Source organism: Acinetobacter sp. QJM3NY_42, assembly GCF_056173745.1.
Map to the genome: position 1 here is coordinate 1,012,063 of NZ_CM149689.1, position 19,814 is coordinate 1,031,876.

At 40.0% G+C, this 19,814-nt stretch carries 17 protein-coding genes; 8 read left to right on the top strand and 9 right to left on the bottom strand.

Translation table 11 applies throughout. The annotated features are described in order from the left end of the window. The first annotated feature begins 37 nt into the window (after positions 1-37). From AC0VYT_RS04700 to sohB, 8 genes are all read left to right on the top strand, one after another. Positions 38-1,759 carry an alpha-keto acid decarboxylase family protein gene (locus tag AC0VYT_RS04700; protein ID WP_005015052.1) on the top strand — a complete coding sequence of 574 codons (1,722 nt, stop codon included), beginning with the start codon at positions 38-40 and terminating at the stop codon, positions 1,757-1,759. Positions 1,760-1,907: 148 nt separating this feature from the next. Then, positions 1,908-3,290, top strand: a complete 1,383-nt coding sequence (locus AC0VYT_RS04705) for an amino acid permease (RefSeq protein ID WP_005015051.1) — start codon at positions 1,908-1,910, stop codon at positions 3,288-3,290. Between the two features lie 810 nt (positions 3,291-4,100). Continuing rightward, the gene (locus AC0VYT_RS04710) at positions 4,101-5,132 is read left to right on the top strand and encodes a substrate-binding domain-containing protein (RefSeq protein WP_005015050.1); all 1,032 of its coding nucleotides are present in this window, start codon (positions 4,101-4,103) and stop codon (positions 5,130-5,132) included. Between the two features lie 100 nt (positions 5,133-5,232). Next, positions 5,233-6,612 (top strand): phosphate ABC transporter permease subunit PstC, encoded by a 1,380-nt coding sequence (pstC, locus tag AC0VYT_RS04715; RefSeq protein ID WP_005015049.1) that lies wholly within the window; start codon positions 5,233-5,235, stop codon positions 6,610-6,612. Then, complete coding sequence (gene pstA / locus AC0VYT_RS04720; protein WP_005015047.1) at positions 6,609-8,006, top strand: phosphate ABC transporter permease PstA; 1,398 nt, start codon at positions 6,609-6,611, stop codon at positions 8,004-8,006. The genes pstC and pstA overlap by 4 nt, the downstream gene beginning before the upstream one ends. Positions 8,007-8,019: 13 nt before the next feature. Continuing rightward, positions 8,020-8,928, top strand: coding sequence for a phosphate ABC transporter ATP-binding protein PstB (gene pstB / locus AC0VYT_RS04725; protein ID WP_005015045.1), 909 nt, complete (start codon positions 8,020-8,022; stop codon positions 8,926-8,928). A gap of 91 nt (positions 8,929-9,019) precedes the next feature. Next, on the top strand, positions 9,020-9,691 hold the full coding sequence (locus tag AC0VYT_RS04730) for a hypothetical protein (RefSeq protein WP_005015044.1): 672 nt from the start codon (positions 9,020-9,022) through the stop codon (positions 9,689-9,691). A 49-nt stretch (positions 9,692-9,740) separates the two neighbouring features. After that, positions 9,741-10,703 (top strand): protease SohB, encoded by a 963-nt coding sequence (sohB, locus tag AC0VYT_RS04735; protein ID WP_005015043.1) that lies wholly within the window; start codon positions 9,741-9,743, stop codon positions 10,701-10,703. 95 nt (positions 10,704-10,798) lie between these two features. Here sohB and AC0VYT_RS04740 read toward each other — a convergent pair whose 3' ends face one another. From AC0VYT_RS04740 to AC0VYT_RS04780, 9 genes are all read right to left on the bottom strand, one after another. Further along, entirely contained in the window at positions 10,799-11,401 is a 603-nt protein-coding gene (locus AC0VYT_RS04740) for a DUF1269 domain-containing protein (protein WP_005015041.1), read from the bottom strand. A gap of 566 nt (positions 11,402-11,967) precedes the next feature. After that, positions 11,968-12,615 (bottom strand): DUF2238 domain-containing protein, encoded by a 648-nt coding sequence (locus AC0VYT_RS04745; RefSeq protein ID WP_005015040.1) that lies wholly within the window; start codon positions 12,613-12,615, stop codon positions 11,968-11,970. A gap of 92 nt (positions 12,616-12,707) precedes the next feature. Continuing rightward, entirely contained in the window at positions 12,708-14,096 is a 1,389-nt protein-coding gene (gene purB / locus AC0VYT_RS04750; RefSeq protein ID WP_005015038.1) for an adenylosuccinate lyase, read from the bottom strand. A gap of 56 nt (positions 14,097-14,152) precedes the next feature. After that, the gene (gene hflD / locus AC0VYT_RS04755; RefSeq protein ID WP_005015036.1) at positions 14,153-14,884 is read right to left on the bottom strand and encodes a high frequency lysogenization protein HflD; all 732 of its coding nucleotides are present in this window, start codon (positions 14,882-14,884) and stop codon (positions 14,153-14,155) included. Positions 14,885-14,901: 17 nt separating this feature from the next. After that, positions 14,902-16,035 carry a tRNA 2-thiouridine(34) synthase MnmA gene (gene mnmA / locus AC0VYT_RS04760; RefSeq protein WP_005015034.1) on the bottom strand — a complete coding sequence of 378 codons (1,134 nt, stop codon included), beginning with the start codon at positions 16,033-16,035 and terminating at the stop codon, positions 14,902-14,904. A 4-nt stretch (positions 16,036-16,039) separates the two neighbouring features. After that, positions 16,040-16,525: an NUDIX hydrolase gene (locus tag AC0VYT_RS04765; RefSeq protein WP_005015029.1), complete on the bottom strand. Its 486-nt coding sequence runs from the start codon at positions 16,523-16,525 to the stop codon at positions 16,040-16,042. A gap of 848 nt (positions 16,526-17,373) precedes the next feature. Beyond that, complete coding sequence (locus AC0VYT_RS04770; protein ID WP_005015027.1) at positions 17,374-17,910, bottom strand: gamma carbonic anhydrase family protein; 537 nt, start codon at positions 17,908-17,910, stop codon at positions 17,374-17,376. A 98-nt stretch (positions 17,911-18,008) separates the two neighbouring features. Next, positions 18,009-19,157 (bottom strand): D-alanyl-D-alanine carboxypeptidase PBP5/6, encoded by a 1,149-nt coding sequence (dacC, locus tag AC0VYT_RS04775; protein WP_005015025.1) that lies wholly within the window; start codon positions 19,155-19,157, stop codon positions 18,009-18,011. 118 nt (positions 19,158-19,275) lie between these two features. Beyond that, positions 19,276-19,674: an MCR_0457 family protein gene (locus AC0VYT_RS04780; protein WP_005015023.1), complete on the bottom strand. Its 399-nt coding sequence runs from the start codon at positions 19,672-19,674 to the stop codon at positions 19,276-19,278. Positions 19,675-19,814: the final 140 nt, after the last annotated feature.

Consider the following 19,814-nt stretch of genomic DNA (forward strand, 5'->3'; position numbering starts at 1 on the left):
TTCTATGGAATAAAAATAGATGAGAAGGATGATAAAAATGTTCATGGAAATCGGTAATTTTTTAAATAAACGGTTAAGCGAACTGGGTATCAAGCATATTTTTGGTGTGCCAGGTGATTTCAACCTATCTTATCTGGAACAAATTGAAGCTGACTCGAAAATTGAATTCATTGGTAACTGTAATGAACTTAACGCAGCATATGCTGCTGATGGTTATGCGCGTATTAATGGTTTCTCTGCATTGGCCACCACTTACGGTGTTGGTGACCTGAGCGCCATTAATGGAATTGCGGGGGCCTATACAGAGAATGTACCCCTAATCCATATTTCAGGCATTCCACCACTGCATGCTGTTACTCAGGGTGCTTTAATACATCATACCTTGGTTGATGGTAATTATGACAATATTATGAACTGCATGCGTGAGTTTACGGTAGCCCAGACCCGTCTGACACCTGCTAATGCTGCTTCAGAAATTGACCGGGTACTGCGCCAGTGCGCGCTAGAACGCCGTCCAGTACATATTCAGCTGCCTTCCGATATTACCCATGTGAAGATTCAGATAGATGATCAACCGCTGTGTCTGGAACGTCCGGTAAGTGATCCTGAAATACTTGAACAGGCAGTAGACGAATTATTTAAATGCTTATCTCAAGCAAAAAAACCTGCTCTACTAATTGATAATGAAGCCGATATTTTTAATGTCACAACATTATTAGCTGAACTTTCTGCCAAAACAGGTATCTCTTATGCCTGTCTTCCCACAGCTAAAAATATTATGGATGAATCATCGCCACATTATGCAGGTGTGTATGTTGGTGCGGCCAGTCAACTATCTGTAAGAAATCTGATCGAATGTTCAGACTGCCTGATTGGAATCGGAGCCAGATTTACCGATATTGGTACGGGTATGTTTTCACATAAAATCAATAAAGACAGCTATATTGAAATTAAACGGTATGAAGTCAATACTGCACGTAAAAACTTCCCGGGAATTGAAATTGGCGAATTGCTGACAGCACTGAATCTACGGGTCACAGCTAAAAAGTCACTTAAACCTACACTTGAGACGCCAGCCACTGAGCGAATTCAGGTATCAGAACACCAGAAGCTGTCGCATGAAATCCTTTGGAAATATATTGGTAATTTCTTTAAAGCAGATGATGTAATTCTGGGTGAAGTGGGAACATCAAATACAGCATTATCTGGGCTACGTTTACCGGTAACTGCCAAGTATATCTGCCAGCCTATATGGGGCTCAATCGGTTATACCTTACCTGCATTACTCGGCAGTTTACTCGCTGCACCAAAACGTCGGCAAATTTTATTTATTGGTGATGGTTCATTACAACTTACAGTGCAGGAGCTTTCTACGATTATCCGTTATGGTCTCAAACCCATTATTTTTGTACTCAACAATGGGGGTTATACGATTGAACGATTAATTCTGGGTGAAAATGCCAGCTATAACGATATTCAGAACTGGAAATATACTGAATTGGTACAGGTGTTCAATGGTAAAGAAAAATATCAGACCTGTATGGTCGAGACCGCTGGCCAACTAAAAAATGCGTTAGATCAGGTAGGGGCATATGATGGGTTAAGCCTGATTGAACTTAAATTACCGGCAATGGATGCTCCGGTGAGCCTGCTTAAATTTGCTGATGTCGTAGCGCGTTATGACTATGGTAATTTCGGCTACCAAAAACTTAAAACAGAACAGCACTACGTAGAATGCAAAAATGCAATATCTTTCTAATTTTTTAAAAATCAATCGGTTATTTTTTTATAAATTATTTTAATCCGACCTTGAGGAGCACTGGTTTTTACTCGGTGCTCCTGACTTAATTTCTCTAAACAATGATAAAGGGTGTAAAGGATATTACGCCTTCAATGGAGATAAAACTGTGGACACAAATCAAAATACATTGAAGAAAGGTCTCTCTAACCGGCATATACAGCTGATTGCACTAGGAGGCGCTATTGGAACCGGATTATTTCTGGGAATTTCACAAACCATTAAACTTGCTGGCCCTTCAGTTTTACTGGGGTATGCAATTGCAGGCATCATCGCTTTCCTCATTATGCGTCAACTGGGAGAAATGGTGGTAGAGGAACCTGTGAGCGGTTCATTTAGCTATTTTGCCAATAAATATTGGGGCCGTATGGCAGGTTTCATGTCTGGGTGGAATTACTGGGTTCTATATGTACTGGTAAGCATGGCTGAATTGAGTGCTATTGGAACATTTATACAGTTCTGGTGGCCTGAAATACCCACCTGGATTACTGCAATGGGGTTTTTTATACTAATTAATGGCATTAACTTTATTAATGTCCGTTTTTTTGGAGAAACAGAATTTTTATTTTCCTGCATTAAAATTATTGCCATCTTGAGCATGATTGGTTTTGGTGCCTATTTATTGTTTTCAGGTGCCGCTGGGCCAGAAGCCGGAATAGCCAATTTATGGCAGCACGGCGGATTTTTCCCAAATGGTATTTCTGGCCTGGTAATGGCTATGGCAGCTATTATGTTTGCATTTGGCGGACTAGAGCTAATAGGAATTGCAGCCGCAGAAACACAAAATCCTGAGAAAAATATTCCAAAAGCTACAAACCAGATTGTTTACCGTATCTTGATTTTTTATATTGGCGCAATCGGTATTCTGTTGAGTTTATATCCCTGGAATCAGGTGGCGCAAGGGGGGAGCCCATTTGTACTAATTTTCCAGTCTTTAAATAATCATAGTGTAGCCAATGTCTTGAATCTGGTCGTACTGATCGCAGCAGTTTCAGTTTATAACAGTTGTATTTACTGTAATAGTCGTATGCTGCACGGACTGGCAGAGCAGGGCAATGCACCGCAGTTTCTAAAAAAAGTGAATCGCCGTGGAATTCCAGTCGCAGCCTTGGCTGTATCCGGTTCGATTACTGCACTTTGTGTAGTCATTAACTATATTATTCCAGAAAAAGCGTTTGGTTTTCTTATGATGCTGGTGGTTGCTGCATTAGTAATTAACTGGCTTATGATTTCAGTCACTCATTTGAAGTTTGTAAAAGTGATGAAGCAGCAACACAGGCTGACTGCATTTAAAGCTATTGCCAGTCCTTGGACAAATTATTTAACGATTGCTTTTATGTTTTTCATTTTAACGATCATGAGCCTGACACCAGATATGCGCTCAGCCGTTATTTTGGCACCTGTATGGCTCAGTGCACTGGCCATTATGTATTTTGTCTATTATCGCAAAAGAAATGTTGTATTGACTGGCGGGATCCAGCCTAATCCTTAAAAACAATTATTTAAATATTTTGTTTTCTATATAAAGAGAGATCGAATGATCTCTTTTTATCAATTTAAGAGGAGGTTTGAAAACTGGAGTAAGCCCTGATTTTAAAGTGGATTTTATATTTTTATGCTAGAACTATAACTTAATGAAAAATAAATATTTTAAGATAAATCTATAAACCAATAGTCCAGTTTTTAGATTTCAGGTATTAAACACTTTCTTTAAAATTTTTTTAACTGAGGATATTAGAATACTTCAATCTATAAATTTCTATTTATAGGTCTGGAGAAGGTATACAAATGCTCTGCTTGATCGCACTCCCATAGCAGGGGACTCATTGATAAAATTCTTATTAGGCTTAAATATCTGTTAGCTAGTACACTATTTATGTAATGAGCTATATCACCTCTTCTAAATATAGAAAGCTTAATTCTAACTTTTATAGATTAGTCCCACTGAAATTTTTTAAGATAGTTCAGAATCTGTAGAGATCTATTACAGTGAAAAACTACCTTAATAAAAGTGATACAGAATTAATTCTTGTTTATGAGACGTAGGGATTAAATTTTTGACCCAATCTTTTTAATATAATTTTAAATGCTTAATCTTGTTATTTAAAAAAAATTAAAATAAAAAATCTAATATAATTATATAGTTAATTTAATGCATGAAATGCTGTAGATGAGATCATGAAAGTGTCATAAAGGTGTAACTTATTTGTCATATTTTAAACTCAAAATGCACTTATCCAAAATGTACTAACACTGTAAACAAGTGGAGTACGGAAAAATTGCAAAATTAAGAGAGAAGAGAATGCACTTAAATCCACGTCATGTTGGCATCATTTTAGCAGTTACTGGGGCAGCTGCAGCAACAACCGCGAATGCGGCTCGCGATACCATTCAGATTGCCGGTTCTTCAACCGTCCTTCCATATGCGAGTATTGTTGCTGAAGAGTTTGGTAATACTTTTCCACAATTTAAAACACCAGTTGTAGGTTCTGGTGGCACTTCGGGCGGACTAAAACAGTTCTGTCAGGGTGTAGGCGACAATACAATTGATATTGCAAATGCATCACGTGAAATTAAAGATACTGAACTTGCTAGCTGTAAAAAAGCTGGTGTAAACAAAGTTCAGGAAATCAAGATCGGTTATGACGGTATTGTATTTGCATCAAATGCCAACAAGGCAGCCTTCAAGTTAAAGCCTTACCATGTATATGCGGCACTGGCAGAAAAACTGCCTTCTAAAGGTAAACTGGTTGCTAACCCGTATACTCGCTGGAACCAGATTGACAAGACCTTGCCAAATGAACCGATTACTTTAGTTATTCCAGCATCTAACCACGGTACACGTGAAGTGTTCCAGGAAAAAATGGTTGATCTGGGCTGTAAAGCATATGAGTACAACAAGAATCTAGATAAAGATACTCAAAAAACTGTATGTTCGACTTTCCGTAAAGATGGTCGTGTCATTGAAATCTCAGGTGACTATACTGAAACACTCAGCCGTCTGAAAACAAATCCGAGCGCAGTTGGTGTATTTGGTCTAGGTTTTTATGACCAGAACCGTGACCGCCTGCGTGTAGCAACAGTAAATAATGTAACACCGTCTGAAGCAACTATCCTTTCTGGTAAGTACCCTGTTTCCCGTCCACTGTTCTTCTATGTAAAAGGTGAGCACCTGAAATCAGTCAAAGGACTTGAGCAGTATGTAGAATACTTCCTGAATAAAAAGGTTTCAGGTAAAGGTTCTAAACTTGAAAAGGCTGGCTTGATTTCACTGTCTGACTCAGAACGTGCCAAAGTACTGGCAAATTTTAAAGCAGGTAAAACTGTTCAGTAAGGTGGACTTATTCAAGACTGATGGCAGGGAAGACCTGCCATCAGCTTTCGCATAAATAAGATTTTTTCATGCGGTCATGTGAAAGAATTGTGGAGAATACATGAATCTGCTGCTCATTGGAGTGTTACTGGCGCTGATTGCAATTGCTTATCAGGTTGGGCTCACCAAAAGCCGTAAACTGGCAGGTAAAGAGAATAATTCTGCCAGTCTGCATTCGCGTCCGGGCTATTATGGCGCACTGGTTGCATTATGGTGTGGTATACCGGCTTTTATAATTTTAATTGTGTGGAATCTGGTTGAGCCAAATATTCTAAAGCATATTATCCTCAATAATATACCGGCAGCGACTGTAGCGGCACTGGACCCTGCTGGACTGGATGTTATCGTTGAGCGAATCAGGGCAATTGCATCAGGTTTTGGGGTAAGTGATCAACCAGCAGCTTATGAAGTTGCAGCGGCAGAGCAGTTAGCCAAATTCCAGATGATTGGTAACTTTGCCAAAATGGCTGTGGTTATTGCTGTAGCGCTAGGTGGTCTGGTCTGGGCAAAAAAACATGTAAGTCAGCAGTACCGAGCACGTAATCAGGTCGAAAAAGCCATTAATATTGGCCTGATTTTATGTTCAGGAGTTGCTATTCTGACCACGATTGGCATTGTACTTTCGATGTTTAGTGAAGCAATGCGCTTTTTCCAGTTCGTCAGTCCTCTGGAATTCTTTTTTGGAACAGAGTGGAATCCGGGCTTTAGTACATCAGGTGGCGCAGAAGGCAGTTATGGTTTGTTGCCACTGATCTGGGGCACACTCATGGTCAGTGCTATCGCTTTGCTGGTAGCTGTCCCAATTGGACTGTTAATTGCGATTTATCTGGCTGAATATGCATCTCCAGGTTTACGTTCCTGGGCGAAGCCCACTATTGAGATTCTGGCGGGTATTCCTACGATTGTTTATGGTGTCTTTGCTTTAATGGTCATTGGCCCGTTCTTTAAGATGCTGGGAGATACGGTTGGCCTGCATATCAATGCAACCAGTGCACTGACTGCCGGTTTTGTGATGGGAATTATGATTATTCCTTTTGTTTCTTCACTGTCAGATGACATTATTACTCAGGTGCCGCGTTCACTACGGGACGGTTCACTGGGACTTGGAGCGACCAAGTCTGAAACCATTCGGCAGGTGGTACTTCCAGCAGCTTTACCCGGAATTATTGGTGCCTTTTTGCTAGCTGCTTCACGTGCCATTGGCGAGACCATGATCGTGGTGCTGGCTGCGGGTAACAGTCCAATCCTGCACGGTAACCCACTAGAAGCTGTCTCTACAGTAACAGTTACTATCGTTAACCAACTTACTGGTGACACTGATTTCGCCAGTCCACAGGCACTGGTGGCGTTTGCCTTGGGCTTAACCCTGTTTGTAATTACTTTGGGTCTTAACATTGTTGCACTTTACATTGTGCGTAAATACCGCGAGCAATACGAATGAGTACATCCAATACTTCTCCGCTGGGCCAAAAAGATATATTCGATGCTCAAGCTGCTGCCGATTTGCGCGCAAAACGTAAAGACAGAATTGCCAAATCACTCAGTAAGCGTCATCGTAAAGAGAAAATCTTCCGTATTGCTGGCTTTAGTGCAGTAATGGCCGGGCTATTCTTTGTGGCTTTACTTTTTGGCAGTATTCTGATTAAAGGTTTGCCCGCGTTCTGGCAAGCTGGTATGTCGGTACCTGTATATTTTGACCCTAATATTATTGACGCCGGACCACGTCCAGTTCAAAAAGCAGGCGAAAGTCCAGCCCAGTTCCAGGGGCGTTACATTGCCTGGCAAACAAAGATGGGTATGGTAGATTGGGATGCCTTGATCGTAAATGGTATTATTTCTAAAGCACCTGCACTGGCGCCACAGCGTGATGAGCTAGGGGAGATTTATACCAGCTCGGAATCTTACCGATTACGCGATATGGTATTTGAAAATCCCGCTTTAATTGGTAAAACTCAAGATATCAAGATTTTGGCTGATGCCAATGTGGATGTCTGGGTGCGTGGCCAGATTGACCGTGATCTTCCGGATGAGCAGCAGCAGTTAAGTCCAGAAGTACGCAAGCTTGCAGATGAAATGGAAGCACAAGGTGTATTGACCACTTCATTTAATACTCAAATCTTTACGAATCCCGATTCGCGTAGTTCTCCTGCAACGTCAGGACTGGCTGGCGCTTTTATGGGTTCGCTGTTTATGATGCTGATTGTCATCTTTATCTCGATTCCAATCGGTGTGGCAAGTGCGATTTATCTGGAAGAATTTGCGCCAAAAAATTATATTACCGATATTATTGAAGTAAATATCAATAACCTGGCCGCTGTACCTTCAATTGTATTTGGTTTACTAGGTGCTGCGATCTTTATTGGCTGGATGCATCTGCCATTATCGGCACCGTTAGTGGGTGGTCTGGTACTGAGTTTGATGACATTGCCTACGGTTATTATCACAACACGGGCCTCGTTAAAAGCTGTACCTCCCTCAATTCGTCAAGCTGCATTAGGTTTGGGTGCATCCCGTGTACAAACTATTTTTCATCATGTGTTACCTCTTGCATTACCAGGAATTTTAACCGGTGCAATTATTGGGGTAGCGCAGGCACTAGGCGAAACAGCTCCTCTATTATTGATTGGTATGAGTGCCTTTGTGGCCAGTGTGCCAACCTCCCCATTAGATCAATCCACGGCTTTACCTGTACAGATTTTTCTGTGGCAGGGCAATGAATTACGTAACTTTTTTGAAGGGCGTACAGCAGCCGCCATTATTGTACTGCTGGCACTCATGATTGGCCTAAACAGCTTGGCCATCTGGTTACGTAAGAAATTTGAAGTACGCTGGTAATTGAGGACAAGATATGAATACTAATGTTATGAATGCTTACAAGCAGGAACCGTCCGTGAATTCAGAACCAACCCAAATACCTGTCACCGGATCAGGCAAGACATCTGCAACTTCGTTTGTATCCCAGTTCGATACATCTGCAGCGTCTAAAAAAGAAACAGCACACAAAGTCAAAATCTGCACTGATGATGTCCATGTTTATTATGGCGAAACAGAAGCGATCAAAGGAATTGACCTTGAAATTTATGAAAATGAAGTGATTGCATTCATTGGACCATCAGGCTGTGGTAAATCAACATTTTTGCGTACTTTGAACCGCATGAACGATACTATTGACAGCTGCCGGGTTACAGGAAAAGTAACACTGGATCAGCAAGATATATATGATCCAAATCTGGATGTCGTATTACTGCGTGCACAGGTCGGAATGGTGTTCCAGAAGCCGAATCCGTTTCCAAAATCGATTTTTGATAATGTTGCTTATGGGCCTAAACTGCACGGTCTGGCACGTGACAAATACGACCTTGAAGAAATTGTCGAAAACAGCCTACGTAAGGCTGGACTTTGGGATGAGGTCAAAGACCGTTTGAATCAGCCTGGTACAGGACTTTCAGGTGGACAGCAACAGCGCTTATGTATTGCCCGTACTATTGCGGTAAGTCCAGAAGTGATATTAATGGATGAGCCATGTTCTGCACTTGACCCGATTGCGACTGCAAAGGTAGAGGAACTGATTTCGGAGCTTTCGAATCAGTATACTATTGCGATTGTAACTCACTCGATGCAGCAGGCAGCGCGTGTATCTGACCGGACAGCTTATTTCCATTTAGGTGATCTGATTGAGGTCAACTCTACAGAAAAGGTTTTTACACAGCCTGATCATCAATTGACTGAAGCTTATATTACAGGACGCTTCGGCTAATTATTTAACCTGAGATTTTAAAAAAACAGAGTCTTGATACTCTGTTTTTTTGTTATGATGCGAGATATAAAAATTTCATGCTAAAAAAATAATGCAATTGACGCCGGAAGAACGAGAATACGCAAAAATTTCGAAACATGCTTTAAAAGACTTATTCCAGGTTCTGTTTGGCACCAAATATATAGATCAATATTTTGCTATGCTGATGGTAGGATTGAGTATAGCTCTTGCAACTTTAATACCCCATCATGGCTTGTTTGCAACATCTCAAAGTCCGGGAATGACCAATTATCATCGCTGGTTATACGACATCTTTGTAGTTGTATCGAGTCTAATCGGCTTTGTACTTTATTTTTGGTTAAAACGACAAAAAAGTAATATTAAGGTTGGCCAAAAATGGCGAGCTTATATTAAGGCAAATTCTGATTTTAAAATGTATCGTTATTGCATTGCTCAACTTAAAGGTAAAGAACCTTTTATGCATACCCCTTTTAAAGAATATTGCTTTATTCTTCTGTTCCTGGCCTTATTTATTCTGATGTACTCACTGCTTACCCCTTTTGAAAATGGCCGACGTGGTAACTTCTGGATTCAAACTTGGTGGCCAGTAAATGCCTTCATTATAGGTGTATTATATTCAGGATTATTTTGGATATATTTCCGTTTATTCGCCATCAAAGCAATCATGAATCAATATGCTTTATTGATCAGACAAGAACGAGCAAATAACAAACATAATAAGGCTATTGAAAAATGCCAGTAGTGACCTAATCTAAAGATACAAACCGAATTAAACTGAGAATAGATTTTTTATGTTATTTCATACGCCAAAGTTACCCGCAGAGATTCGTATTAGCCATCTTAATGCGCGTGTCAATGAACAACGAAAAAAAATTGCGCAGACAACAGTGTCTAAACTCGAATTATTGCAACTTGCTCAACAACTGGCAAAAGAAGGGCGGGCACGTAAAAAAAATAACCAGAAAATTTATGTCATCGATTTTAAAGGCGACGTACAAGCTTCAGCTGTTGAAAATCTGCGTGAAGAAATCACCTTGATTCTGGCAACGGCTAAAGCAGGAAAAGACCGTGTAGTGGTGCGTCTGGAAAGTCCGGGTGGAATGGTACATGGTTATGGACTCGCAGCAGCACAGCTGGTGCGTTTACGTGATGCAGGATTTCACTTAACTATCTGTGTAGACAAGGTTGCTGCCAGCGGTGGTTATATGATGGCCTGTATTGCAAATGAAATTATTACCGCACCATTTGCTGTTGTTGGTTCAATTGGTGTTGTGGCTCAGGTACCAAATTTTAACCGTTTATTAAAAGAACATAATGTCGATTTTGAGCTTTATACTGCAGGCGAATATAAGCGTACTGTTACTATGTTCGGCGAAAATACGCCAGAAGGTAAAGCCAAATTTGAGCAGGAACTGCAACAGACCCATGCTTTGTTTAAGCATTTTGTAGAAAAATACCGCCCAAAACTAAATGTTGAGAAAGTAGCAACAGGTGAGCATTGGTATGGTCAGGATGCTCTAGATTTAAATTTAGTAGATGAGCTGAAAACTTCAGATGAGTATTTACTGAGTGCTCTACCACAGCATGATGTGTATGTTATTTCAACTCGCCGTAAACCAACCTTAGGCGAAAAACTGGGTCTTCAGGCCGCGCAAATGGCAGATGCACTGGTGCCAGCAGTACTAAATAAAGTAATGGATACCTTGGCTAAAGCCAGTTCCAATCTGGTACAGATGCGTGATCCAGAACTTTAAGATTATTGTGAAGTCGGATTAAAAAAGCTCACTAAAGTGAGCTTTTTTAATAGGAAATTATATTGATGTAAAAACAGGACAATTATACAGAGAAATTATTTAGCATGCTCACGATGGAAATGGGATTTAAAAGCTTCCCATTTAGCTTGACGTCTTGCTTTATGCTCAGCTTTCTTCTGTTCTTTCAAAGTCAAGTTTGCAATACGTTGAGTTTCTTGCCAGGTTTCAATACTGGCTTCAATTTCTGCCTGTACATCTTCATAATCCCAGCGATAAATTGTTGCTCCGGTTTTTTCAAAAAGCGCATCAATAAAATCTTCAGACTCTTCATGAATATCAATGAGTATACCCACAGTGCCGAGGGGCAATGCTTGGCTAATTCTAGCCAGTACAGCTAAATCATCTTGTTCACGATTAATATCATAGGTTCCACCAATTAATGCACCTGTGGTAAAACCTAAAAGTAAGCCAAGTGGGCCACCCAATATTCCAATTAAAGAACCCAGTAGGCTGCCACTTAAAATCCCATTATTTTGTTTGGGATCTATTTGTTCTTCAATTTTAAAACTACCATTTTCTTGGCGTTTTAAAAGCGTAACTTCATTAATATCCTTAATACGGGAGTCTTTAAATTTACTAAAATTTTCAAAGGCCTGTGCTGATTCATTCCAAGTAACTAAAATAATATTATGTGCCATTTCTTCACCAGTATTAATTATAATGTGTATAATATTTATACAGTATTAAAATAAGAGAAATAGTTAACTTTTGTGAATATAATAAAAATTATATTGTATTAATTTGATTTTTATAATATTTAATTTTATTAAAAATTAATACTAATATTTTGTTTCTTATTTTTTATAAAAGTGAATAGTATTCAGCTTCTAATAAAACATTTTTAATAAAGTTAGCTTTAATAATGGATAGTACATAAGTTGTGATTATTTTTAATAAAATTAAAGATAATCAAAGAAAAATTTAAGCGTATTTTTAGAGTAAATAGTAATTACAGAGAAAAGGGTTATAATCTCAATAAAATATAATTATTGCTCGTAATATACAAATTAGAATCTTATTAAGGGTAGATTGTAATTATTTATAAACAGTGAATTTAATTTTTCAAGCTTAATTTTTATTTACATATTAATATGTATAGATTTATTTCAGCTAAGTAAAATAAATTTTTGTTTAAAAGAATATTACTATAAATCTAGATAACTACATTTTATAAAAATATTAAAAAAAATTATTTAATAATATTTCAAGATCTATTTAATAAAGTTTTATAATTCTCCTTAATTAAAACGATGATACCTGTCATTATTGCTCCGAGAGTTGCAAGCAATATATCTTTATGTGCATCCCAAATATCACCTTGCTGGCCATTATAGTTTTCTGCAGCTTCAGGTGATAAGTTAATTGCTATCAGCCATTCTATCCATTCGTAAATCAGGCTGGTACTCATGACAGACTCAATCACAAGGATAAACCATATCCAAGGTTTCAAATCTGGTAGCCAAACCTGATGTAACCTTAAAAATACCGGATAGAGTAGTAAACCATAAGCAAAGTGTACCAGACGGTCATACATGTTACGTTGCCAGCCCATCATCTGATTCAAATCTATCCCTGATAACTGAATGAACCATTCATTATAAGGAACATAAGAATAGAGATAATGGGCACCTAATACATGAATCAGCAGAAAGATAATATAAGAAGTTACGCTACCAAAGCCAAGTCCGATTTTCTTAATAAGAATAATCAGAGCAATCCACATCAATAGGGTGCCGAGTTGATGGAGAAGATAAGAAGATAGCTCCATTGGATGAATGCTGGCAATCATCACAGCCAAAGCTAAAATTATAAAGACACCCCAATGTTTCGCATGTAAATGGTAATCAATCATTTTAATTTTAGAAAACTTTAAGTTTAAATATATAAGTTAAAGTCATCATAATAAAAAAGCGGAGCCAAAGCTCCGCTTTTTTATTTTTTCAATTAGATTTTTTCAATCAGCTCTTTAAGCTGTTTTGCCTGTTCAGCAGCATTGCCGGTATAAGTTGCGGGGGTCATTTCAGCAAGACGGGCACGATCAGCAGCAGGCACGGCTTCCAGCTCATTGCCATTTACAAAGTTTACCATCATCTCTCGCGTCATAGCCTGACCTCGAGTCAATGCTTTTAACTTTTCATAAGGTTTTTCTACGTTGTAACGACGCATTACTGTTTGAATCGGTTCTGCCAGTACTTCCTGTGCCTGATCAAGATCTTCAAGCAGGCGGTTAGCATTTAGCTCAAGCTTACCTACACCTTTAAGACATGCATCAAACGCAATCAGGCTTTGTGCAAAACCTACACCCATATTACGAAGTACGGTAGAGTCCGTCAGGTCACGCTGCCAGCGAGAAACAGGTAATTTTTCACCCAAGTGAGCCAGTACTGCATTAGCGATACCGAGGTTACCTTCAGAGTTCTCAAAGTCAATCGGGTTAACCTTATGTGGCATGGTGGATGAACCAACTTCACCTTCTTTAAGTTTTTGCTTGAAATAACCTAGAGAAATATAGCCCCATACATCCCGGTTAAAATCGATCAGGATGGTGTTGAAGCGGCGTAGGGCATCAAAGAGTTCCGCCATGTAGTCATGCGGTTCAATCTGAGTTGTATACGGATTAAAGGTGAGACCTAGAGACTCAACAAAAGCCTGAGAGTGTGCTGGCCAGTTGATATCTGGATAAGCTGAAAGGTGGGCATTATAGTTACCTACTGCACCATTGATTTTTCCAAGCAGTTCAACATTTTCAAATTGCTTGATCTGACGCGCCAGACGATAGGCAACATTTGCCATTTCTTTACCCAAGGTAGTCGGACTGGCTGTCTGGCCATGAGTACGGGACAACATTGGCTGGTCTGCGTGCGTTTCAGCCAGTGCAATAATTGAATTTAATAACTGTTGCATGCTTTTCAGTAGCACATCGCGGCCATTTTTCAGCATTAATGCATGAGACAGATTATTTATATCTTCAGATGTACAGGCAAAATGAATAAATTCACCTGCATTCTTCAGCTCATCAATACCGGCAATTTTTTCTTTCAAGAAATATTCGACTGCTTTGACATCATGGTTAGTAGTGCGCTCTATTTCCTTGATCCGGTTAGCATCGGCTTCAGAAAACTCTGTAACAATCTGGTCAAGAGCAGCATTGGTTGCAGCACTAAAATCAGCAACTTCAGTAATTTCAGGATGTTTTGCGAGCGCTTGTAACCAACGCACTTCAACAGTAACACGGGCATGGATCAGGCCAAACTCAGAAAGATAAGGGCGTAATGCATCGCATTTGCTTGCGTAGCGCCCGTCGAGTGGTGAAAGTGCAGTTAAAGCGTTCATAGTGATTCCTTGAAGTCTGGAATTAAAGCTAAAGCAGCAAGCCCATTTTGCATCAGTTAAACCGCCTGATACTGTAAACGAGCGAGATCCTGAATATCCTGTAGTAATTTACGTTTCCTGAAAATCATATTCCAGGAGCTGCCACCGAGCTGACGCCACAAATGTGCCATTTGCAGACCAGTAAACAGGCTGGCGCGAATCCGGTTAGTATGTTGTGTGTCTTTAAATGCTTCAGCGTTACCACGAACTAAAATACGCGGATTAATCTGTCCTGCTGTATCGACATAGGTCTGGGCAAGATTGGCAAGAATACTGGGGTGTAAATAATTATTATCGAAAAAAGAAAGCTGTTTTAATATTTTTTGCTGGGATTTTTCAATAATCTGGACATATTCCGGATTCCGATAAACCTTCTTTTCTAATTGCAGCAAGGCCATAGCATACGACATGGGCAGTTTAGCTGCCGAGATTTTAGGAATACGAGATTTGGGGGTGCTTGAAAAAGGCTGGATTATACTGCTTTCCAGCGTTTTTAAACCTAAAGATATATCGGCAAGGTGATTAAAAAAATCGAGTGTCTGGCTAGAATGATTAACAGTTGGGCGAATATTCAAACTGGCTTTAATCAGCTGTTCGAAATAGAAATTGCCACTTTCGCCCATACTTTTTTGACCGGACATGGCGGTCATATGAGTAAGCTGAGTAGCCTGGAATACGGCTGCCAAGGCTAAAGCCCTGTTTTGGCGCTCACTCAGGGTTTGAGGCTGTTGAAAGGGGAAATCAACCATGCCTGATCACTTCCTTGTTAAATAAAATCGGGAACAGGTGCATTGGTATGATGAATCACGCCACCACCTAAGCAAACTTCACCACTATAAAATACTACACTTTGTCCTGGTGTAACTGCGCGTTGGGGATCATCAAATTCAACCCGTACCCCTTGCGTACTAGAATCATCTTTATAAACCGTACAATCCTGGTCAGCTTGGCGATAACGAGTTTTTGCTGTACAACGTAATCCGGATGCAGGAATTTCCTGTTCACCCGCAACCCAGTCAATCGCTTCACTCCAAAGAATTGTACTCTGCATAAGAGGATGCTCATGGCCTTGGCCTACTACCAGACGGTTACCTGCAATATCTTTATACAGCACAAACCACGCACCTTCAGCCGCACCTTTTAAGCCACCAATTCCAATACCGCCGCGCTGGCCGAGTGTATAGTACATTAACCCGTGATGCTCACCAACCTCTTTACCATCATCGAGAACGATTTTCCCCGGCTGTGCTGGCAGATACTGTTTAAGAAAGTCATTAAAGCGGCGTTCACCAATGAAGCAGATACCGGTTGAATCTTTCTTTTTTGCTGTGGCCAGACCAAGCTCTTCTGCGATTTTACGTACCTGCGGTTTTTCTATTTCTCCTACTGGAAATAGAGTCTTGTTAATTTCACGGCCATGAACAGCATGCAGAAAGTAGGTCTGGTCTTTATTCGTATCTACGCCACGCAATAGTTCTGCATAAGCTTCACCTTGCGAATTATATTTAGTTTCACCACGGCGAGCATAATGACCAGTAGCAATAAAATCTGCACCCAGTTTTACGGCATGATCTAGAAATGCACGGAATTTAATTTCCTTGTTACAAAGAATATCCGGATTAGGCGTACGGCCTGCAGCATATTCGGCCAGAAAATGTTCGAATACACGATCCCAATATTCCATTGCAAAATTTGCGGTATGCAGCTTGATGCCGATTCTGTCACAGACAGCCTGTGCATCAGCCAGATCTTCCATTGCAGTACAGTACTCCGTGCCGTCATCTTCTTCCCAGTTCTTCATGAAGAGACCTTCAACCTGATAACCCTGTTGAAGAAGAAGTGCTGCAGAAACAGAAGAATCTACACCACCAGACATACCGACGATGACACGTTGTTGCATAGGATTAAGCATCCAGATTTGAAATAAGGGGAGAATTTTGGTGCTCATAGATGAGCGATAAAGGAAATTTTTGCCCTGACAGTGCGTCTTGAACTGCTTTGATGACCAGTGGACTGCGTGCACGGGCTGTCTCGGTCAGCTCGTCTAGAGTCATCCATACTGCACCGATAATACTAGTGTCTAGTGGTGCATCAGCATGGTAAGTGCCTGCCTTGGCAAGAAAGCAGAAACGATAATAAGTACGATCAGGAAACATGGGAGGGGTATAAGTATAGATGCCTAGCAAAGAGTGTATTTCTACCTCATAACCAGTTTCTTCCATGGTCTCACGCACAGCAGCCTGAACGACTGTTTCACCTGCTTCGACATGGCCTGCAGGCTGGTTAAATACAGTATGAGTTACGCCTTCAGCCTGTTCTTCAACAAACAGAAATTTACCATCTTTTTCTACGACGGTTGCGACAGTCACATGTGGTGTCCAAGCAGTCATTTAAAAGCACCGGAAGGTAAAAGCCGTATTCTACAAAATTTAGGCGAATATGGCTATGCTCATGCCAGACTAAGTATTGAATAATATTTTATTGCTTATTATCTGTGCTGGAAAATATCGATCAATTATTGAAATTTTTTCGTTTGGCTACCTGTCCATATTACAGATCACAAACGTCATTTACAGTCAGATCTCTCAAGATCCGGTGTTCCAAAGCCACCAGTCTTATATCTTCAATTAATATTAATCCCTTAAATTTTATTTATTTCTGAACTATAGATATAACTAAATTTTTAGATTTAAAAAATTGATAGCTGTATTATTCCGGTCAAGTAGCGGCTGATCATACAGAATTTTTATATCAGAGCTAACCTTTCAAACAAATCTGCTTTTACAGATGGCCCAGGTTGATAAAGTGCAGGATAAAAGCACTGTTATAGTAGCTGAGTGCTATACCAAAATAGTCTTTAAATTTTTTTTCATCAATCAATAAAAAATTAGATCGACTTTTCTTAAAAAATGATTATAGCTTTTCTTCCAGTTATAAAATTCACCTTGCTCAACTGGCTCAGTTTCATGGCTGATTATGCTACTGACGACAGACAAGCTCAATCATATAATTTTCGGAACGCTGATAAGTCTAAAAAGCCTAATACTATATAAAAGAGAGCTGTCCGTGGCATTTACTGAAATGCCTTCGAAGCTATACTTTTTAATATCATTTTTAGTCTTTTCTCATAGCTGACTATGTTTAGGTTAGTGTTGATCTTAAGCAGAGTTCATAGATTTTTTCTTGGACAAGATAATTTTAAACCTAAATGATAGAAGAGATATCATTAGGCTATAAATTAATTTTCCTGATAATTATTTGCGACTTTCACATAGTGTCTTGCTGAGTATGGAAGAAATTCTTTTTCTTTGTCTGTAAGTGGTCGAACTTTTTGTACAGGACTCCCTACATATAGATAACCGCTCTCCAGTCGCTTGCGTGGCGGTACCAGACTGCCTGCCCCAATCATTACGTCATCTTCAATGATGACATCATCCAGAATCACGGTCTTGATGCCAACCAGTACCCGGTTTCCTATAGTACAGCCATGTAATATTACATGATGTCCAATCGTCACATCTTCACCAATAATTAGTGGAGAACCTTCAGGTTTATCAGCTTTTTTATGGCTAACATGCAGCATGCAATGGTCTTGTACATTACTGTTCTTTCCAATACGAATACTGTTTACATCGCCACGTACCACTGCAAAAGGCCAGACAGAAACATTTTCAGCCAAATGCACATCTCCAATAACGACTGCCATGCTATCGATGTAGCAGCTGTTATCAACTTGTGGTGTATGTTCGAGGTAGGAGCGAATATTGTTATTCATTTCTGGGGAACCAATCAAAAATCAGGTCAGTATAAAATAAAAAGCATCCATACCGCAGTAAAGATGCCCTAACTTTAGCATAAGCTTAAAAAGTGTAATTAGAACAAGTTGCTAAAGAACTGTTTAATATGATCAATCATACGTGAAAAGAAACCTGCTTCTTCTACCGATTTTAATGCGACTAATGGCTTTTCTGCAATAACTTTACCATCTAGGCTAGCCACCAGTTTACCTACTACTTGGCCTTTTTGCAGGGGAGCATTCAGTTTAGGCTGAACCACCAGCTGGGTTTTAATTTTGTCGGCCTGACCTTTTGGCATAGTCACGTTAAAGTTCTCGGCAAGACCTACTTCAACCTCATATTCCTGACCAAACCAGACTTTTGATTTAGCCAGAACCTGTTTTGCAGGTTGTACATTGGCAGTTTCAAAATTGGCATAACCCCATCCCAGCAGATCACGGGTCTGAGTTGCGCGTTCCTGCATGGTTGGCGCACCAAAGATTACTGAAATCAGCCGCATTGGGCCACGTTTTGACGAAGTAGTCAGACAGAAGCCAGCTTCATCAGTATGGCCTGTTTTCAAGCCGTCCACACTTGGGTCAGTATAAAGCAGGGCATTACGGTTACCCTGTTTGATACCGTTAAAGGTAAATTCTTTTTCTGAATAGATCGGATAATATTTAGAGCTGTCTTTAATGATGTGCTGTGCAAGTATGGCCATATCTTTGGCCGTAGAAACATGACCTTCAGCTGGCATACCTGTCGAGTTAACGAAATGGGTATTTACCATGCCAATACGTTTTGCTTCCTGATTCATCATATGGGCGAAGGTACCTTCATTCCCAGCTACGTGTTCAGCCACGGCCTTTGATGCGTCATTACCAGATTGTACGATGATACCTCGCAGCATTTCCAGAACAGAGGCTGTTCCATTTAAAGGAACATACATACATGATTCAGAACTGCTTCCCCGGCACCAGGCTGACTCGTTCATACGAACCTGTTCGTTTTCGGTGAGTTCACCTTTTAATAATTTTTGCTCAATGATGTAGCTGGTCATCATTTTAGTCATTGAGGCAGGTGCCAGCTTTTCATTTTCATTTTTTGCAGCCAGGATTTGCCCGGTCTCATAGTCCATCAGAACATAGGATTTATTATTCAATTCTGGTGGAGAAGAGAGGACTGTTGCTGCATATGAGAAAGATGGTAATAAGAGTAGGGCAGCAATGGCACTTTTTCGGGTCATTCTAGGAGGTTCCAATACTTAATATGAGCACAAAAAGAGGCTAGCATTTTAGGCCAAAGCACAGCTGACTTCTACCAGGAAGCCAGCTTATTTCATACAGTATTGTAACTATCGGGTATTAGGCACCGTAACTAGCGACGTCACGGCAAACTTGGGTGTTTTTAGATTTGCCTGCATTTTTAGCATCCTGACGTGCTTCTTTCAGAACACTCTGAAAATTTTTTGCTTTACTGCGTTTTTCTAGGGCAGAAACTGCATTTTTCTCGCCAGGCATATGTGCCTGAGCTAGACGGCTATATCCCTCATTAAATTTCTGGTCTTTACCAATCAGTCCCGGACAGATCTCAGAAAGCACATAAATAGCGGCGAGCTCTTCTTGGGTAACCTGCTGCTGTGGTGTTACATCAATATTTTCAGAACCAGCTTTGTTGTTTTCTGCCGCATAAGTACCAGGCGCAGTTAACATAAGAGCTGTTAACAAACCTAAACCCATTTTAGAGAAGTGTTTTAATTTCATTCGGTTTTAGTCTCATAATACAAGCAATTAGCAAATCAGCTTAATCAAAAATCATGGAAAGAAAATAGATAAAGTGTATCTAGCCTGTACATGCACCATAAAAATCCCGGCTTGGAAAAGCCGGGATTTCTAAAACAGTT

Bases quoted from the DNA above. Each gene is read 5' to 3' on its own strand.
- AC0VYT_RS04700 (WP_005015052.1), top strand. From the start codon at position 38: ATGTTCATGGAAATCGGTAATTTTTTAAATAAACGGTTAAGCGAACTG.
- AC0VYT_RS04710 (WP_005015050.1), top strand. From the start codon at position 4,101: ATGCACTTAAATCCACGTCATGTTGGCATCATTTTAGCAGTTACTGGG.
- pstC (WP_005015049.1), top strand. From the start codon at position 5,233: ATGAATCTGCTGCTCATTGGAGTGTTACTGGCGCTGATTGCAATTGCT.
- pstA (WP_005015047.1), top strand. From the start codon at position 6,609: ATGAGTACATCCAATACTTCTCCGCTGGGCCAAAAAGATATATTCGAT.
- pstB (WP_005015045.1), top strand. From the start codon at position 8,020: ATGAATACTAATGTTATGAATGCTTACAAGCAGGAACCGTCCGTGAAT.
- AC0VYT_RS04730 (WP_005015044.1), top strand. From the start codon at position 9,020: ATGCAATTGACGCCGGAAGAACGAGAATACGCAAAAATTTCGAAACAT.
- sohB (WP_005015043.1), top strand. From the start codon at position 9,741: ATGTTATTTCATACGCCAAAGTTACCCGCAGAGATTCGTATTAGCCAT.
- AC0VYT_RS04740 (WP_005015041.1), bottom strand. From the start codon at position 11,401: ATGGCACATAATATTATTTTAGTTACTTGGAATGAATCAGCACAGGCC.
- AC0VYT_RS04745 (WP_005015040.1), bottom strand. From the start codon at position 12,615: ATGATTGATTACCATTTACATGCGAAACATTGGGGTGTCTTTATAATT.
- purB (WP_005015038.1), bottom strand. From the start codon at position 14,096: ATGAACGCTTTAACTGCACTTTCACCACTCGACGGGCGCTACGCAAGC.
- hflD (WP_005015036.1), bottom strand. From the start codon at position 14,884: ATGGTTGATTTCCCCTTTCAACAGCCTCAAACCCTGAGTGAGCGCCAA.
- mnmA (WP_005015034.1), bottom strand. From the start codon at position 16,035: ATGCAACAACGTGTCATCGTCGGTATGTCTGGTGGTGTAGATTCTTCT.
- AC0VYT_RS04765 (WP_005015029.1), bottom strand. From the start codon at position 16,525: ATGACTGCTTGGACACCACATGTGACTGTCGCAACCGTCGTAGAAAAA.
- AC0VYT_RS04770 (WP_005015027.1), bottom strand. From the start codon at position 17,910: ATGAATAACAATATTCGCTCCTACCTCGAACATACACCACAAGTTGAT.
- dacC (WP_005015025.1), bottom strand. From the start codon at position 19,157: ATGACCCGAAAAAGTGCCATTGCTGCCCTACTCTTATTACCATCTTTC.
- AC0VYT_RS04780 (WP_005015023.1), bottom strand. From the start codon at position 19,674: ATGAAATTAAAACACTTCTCTAAAATGGGTTTAGGTTTGTTAACAGCT.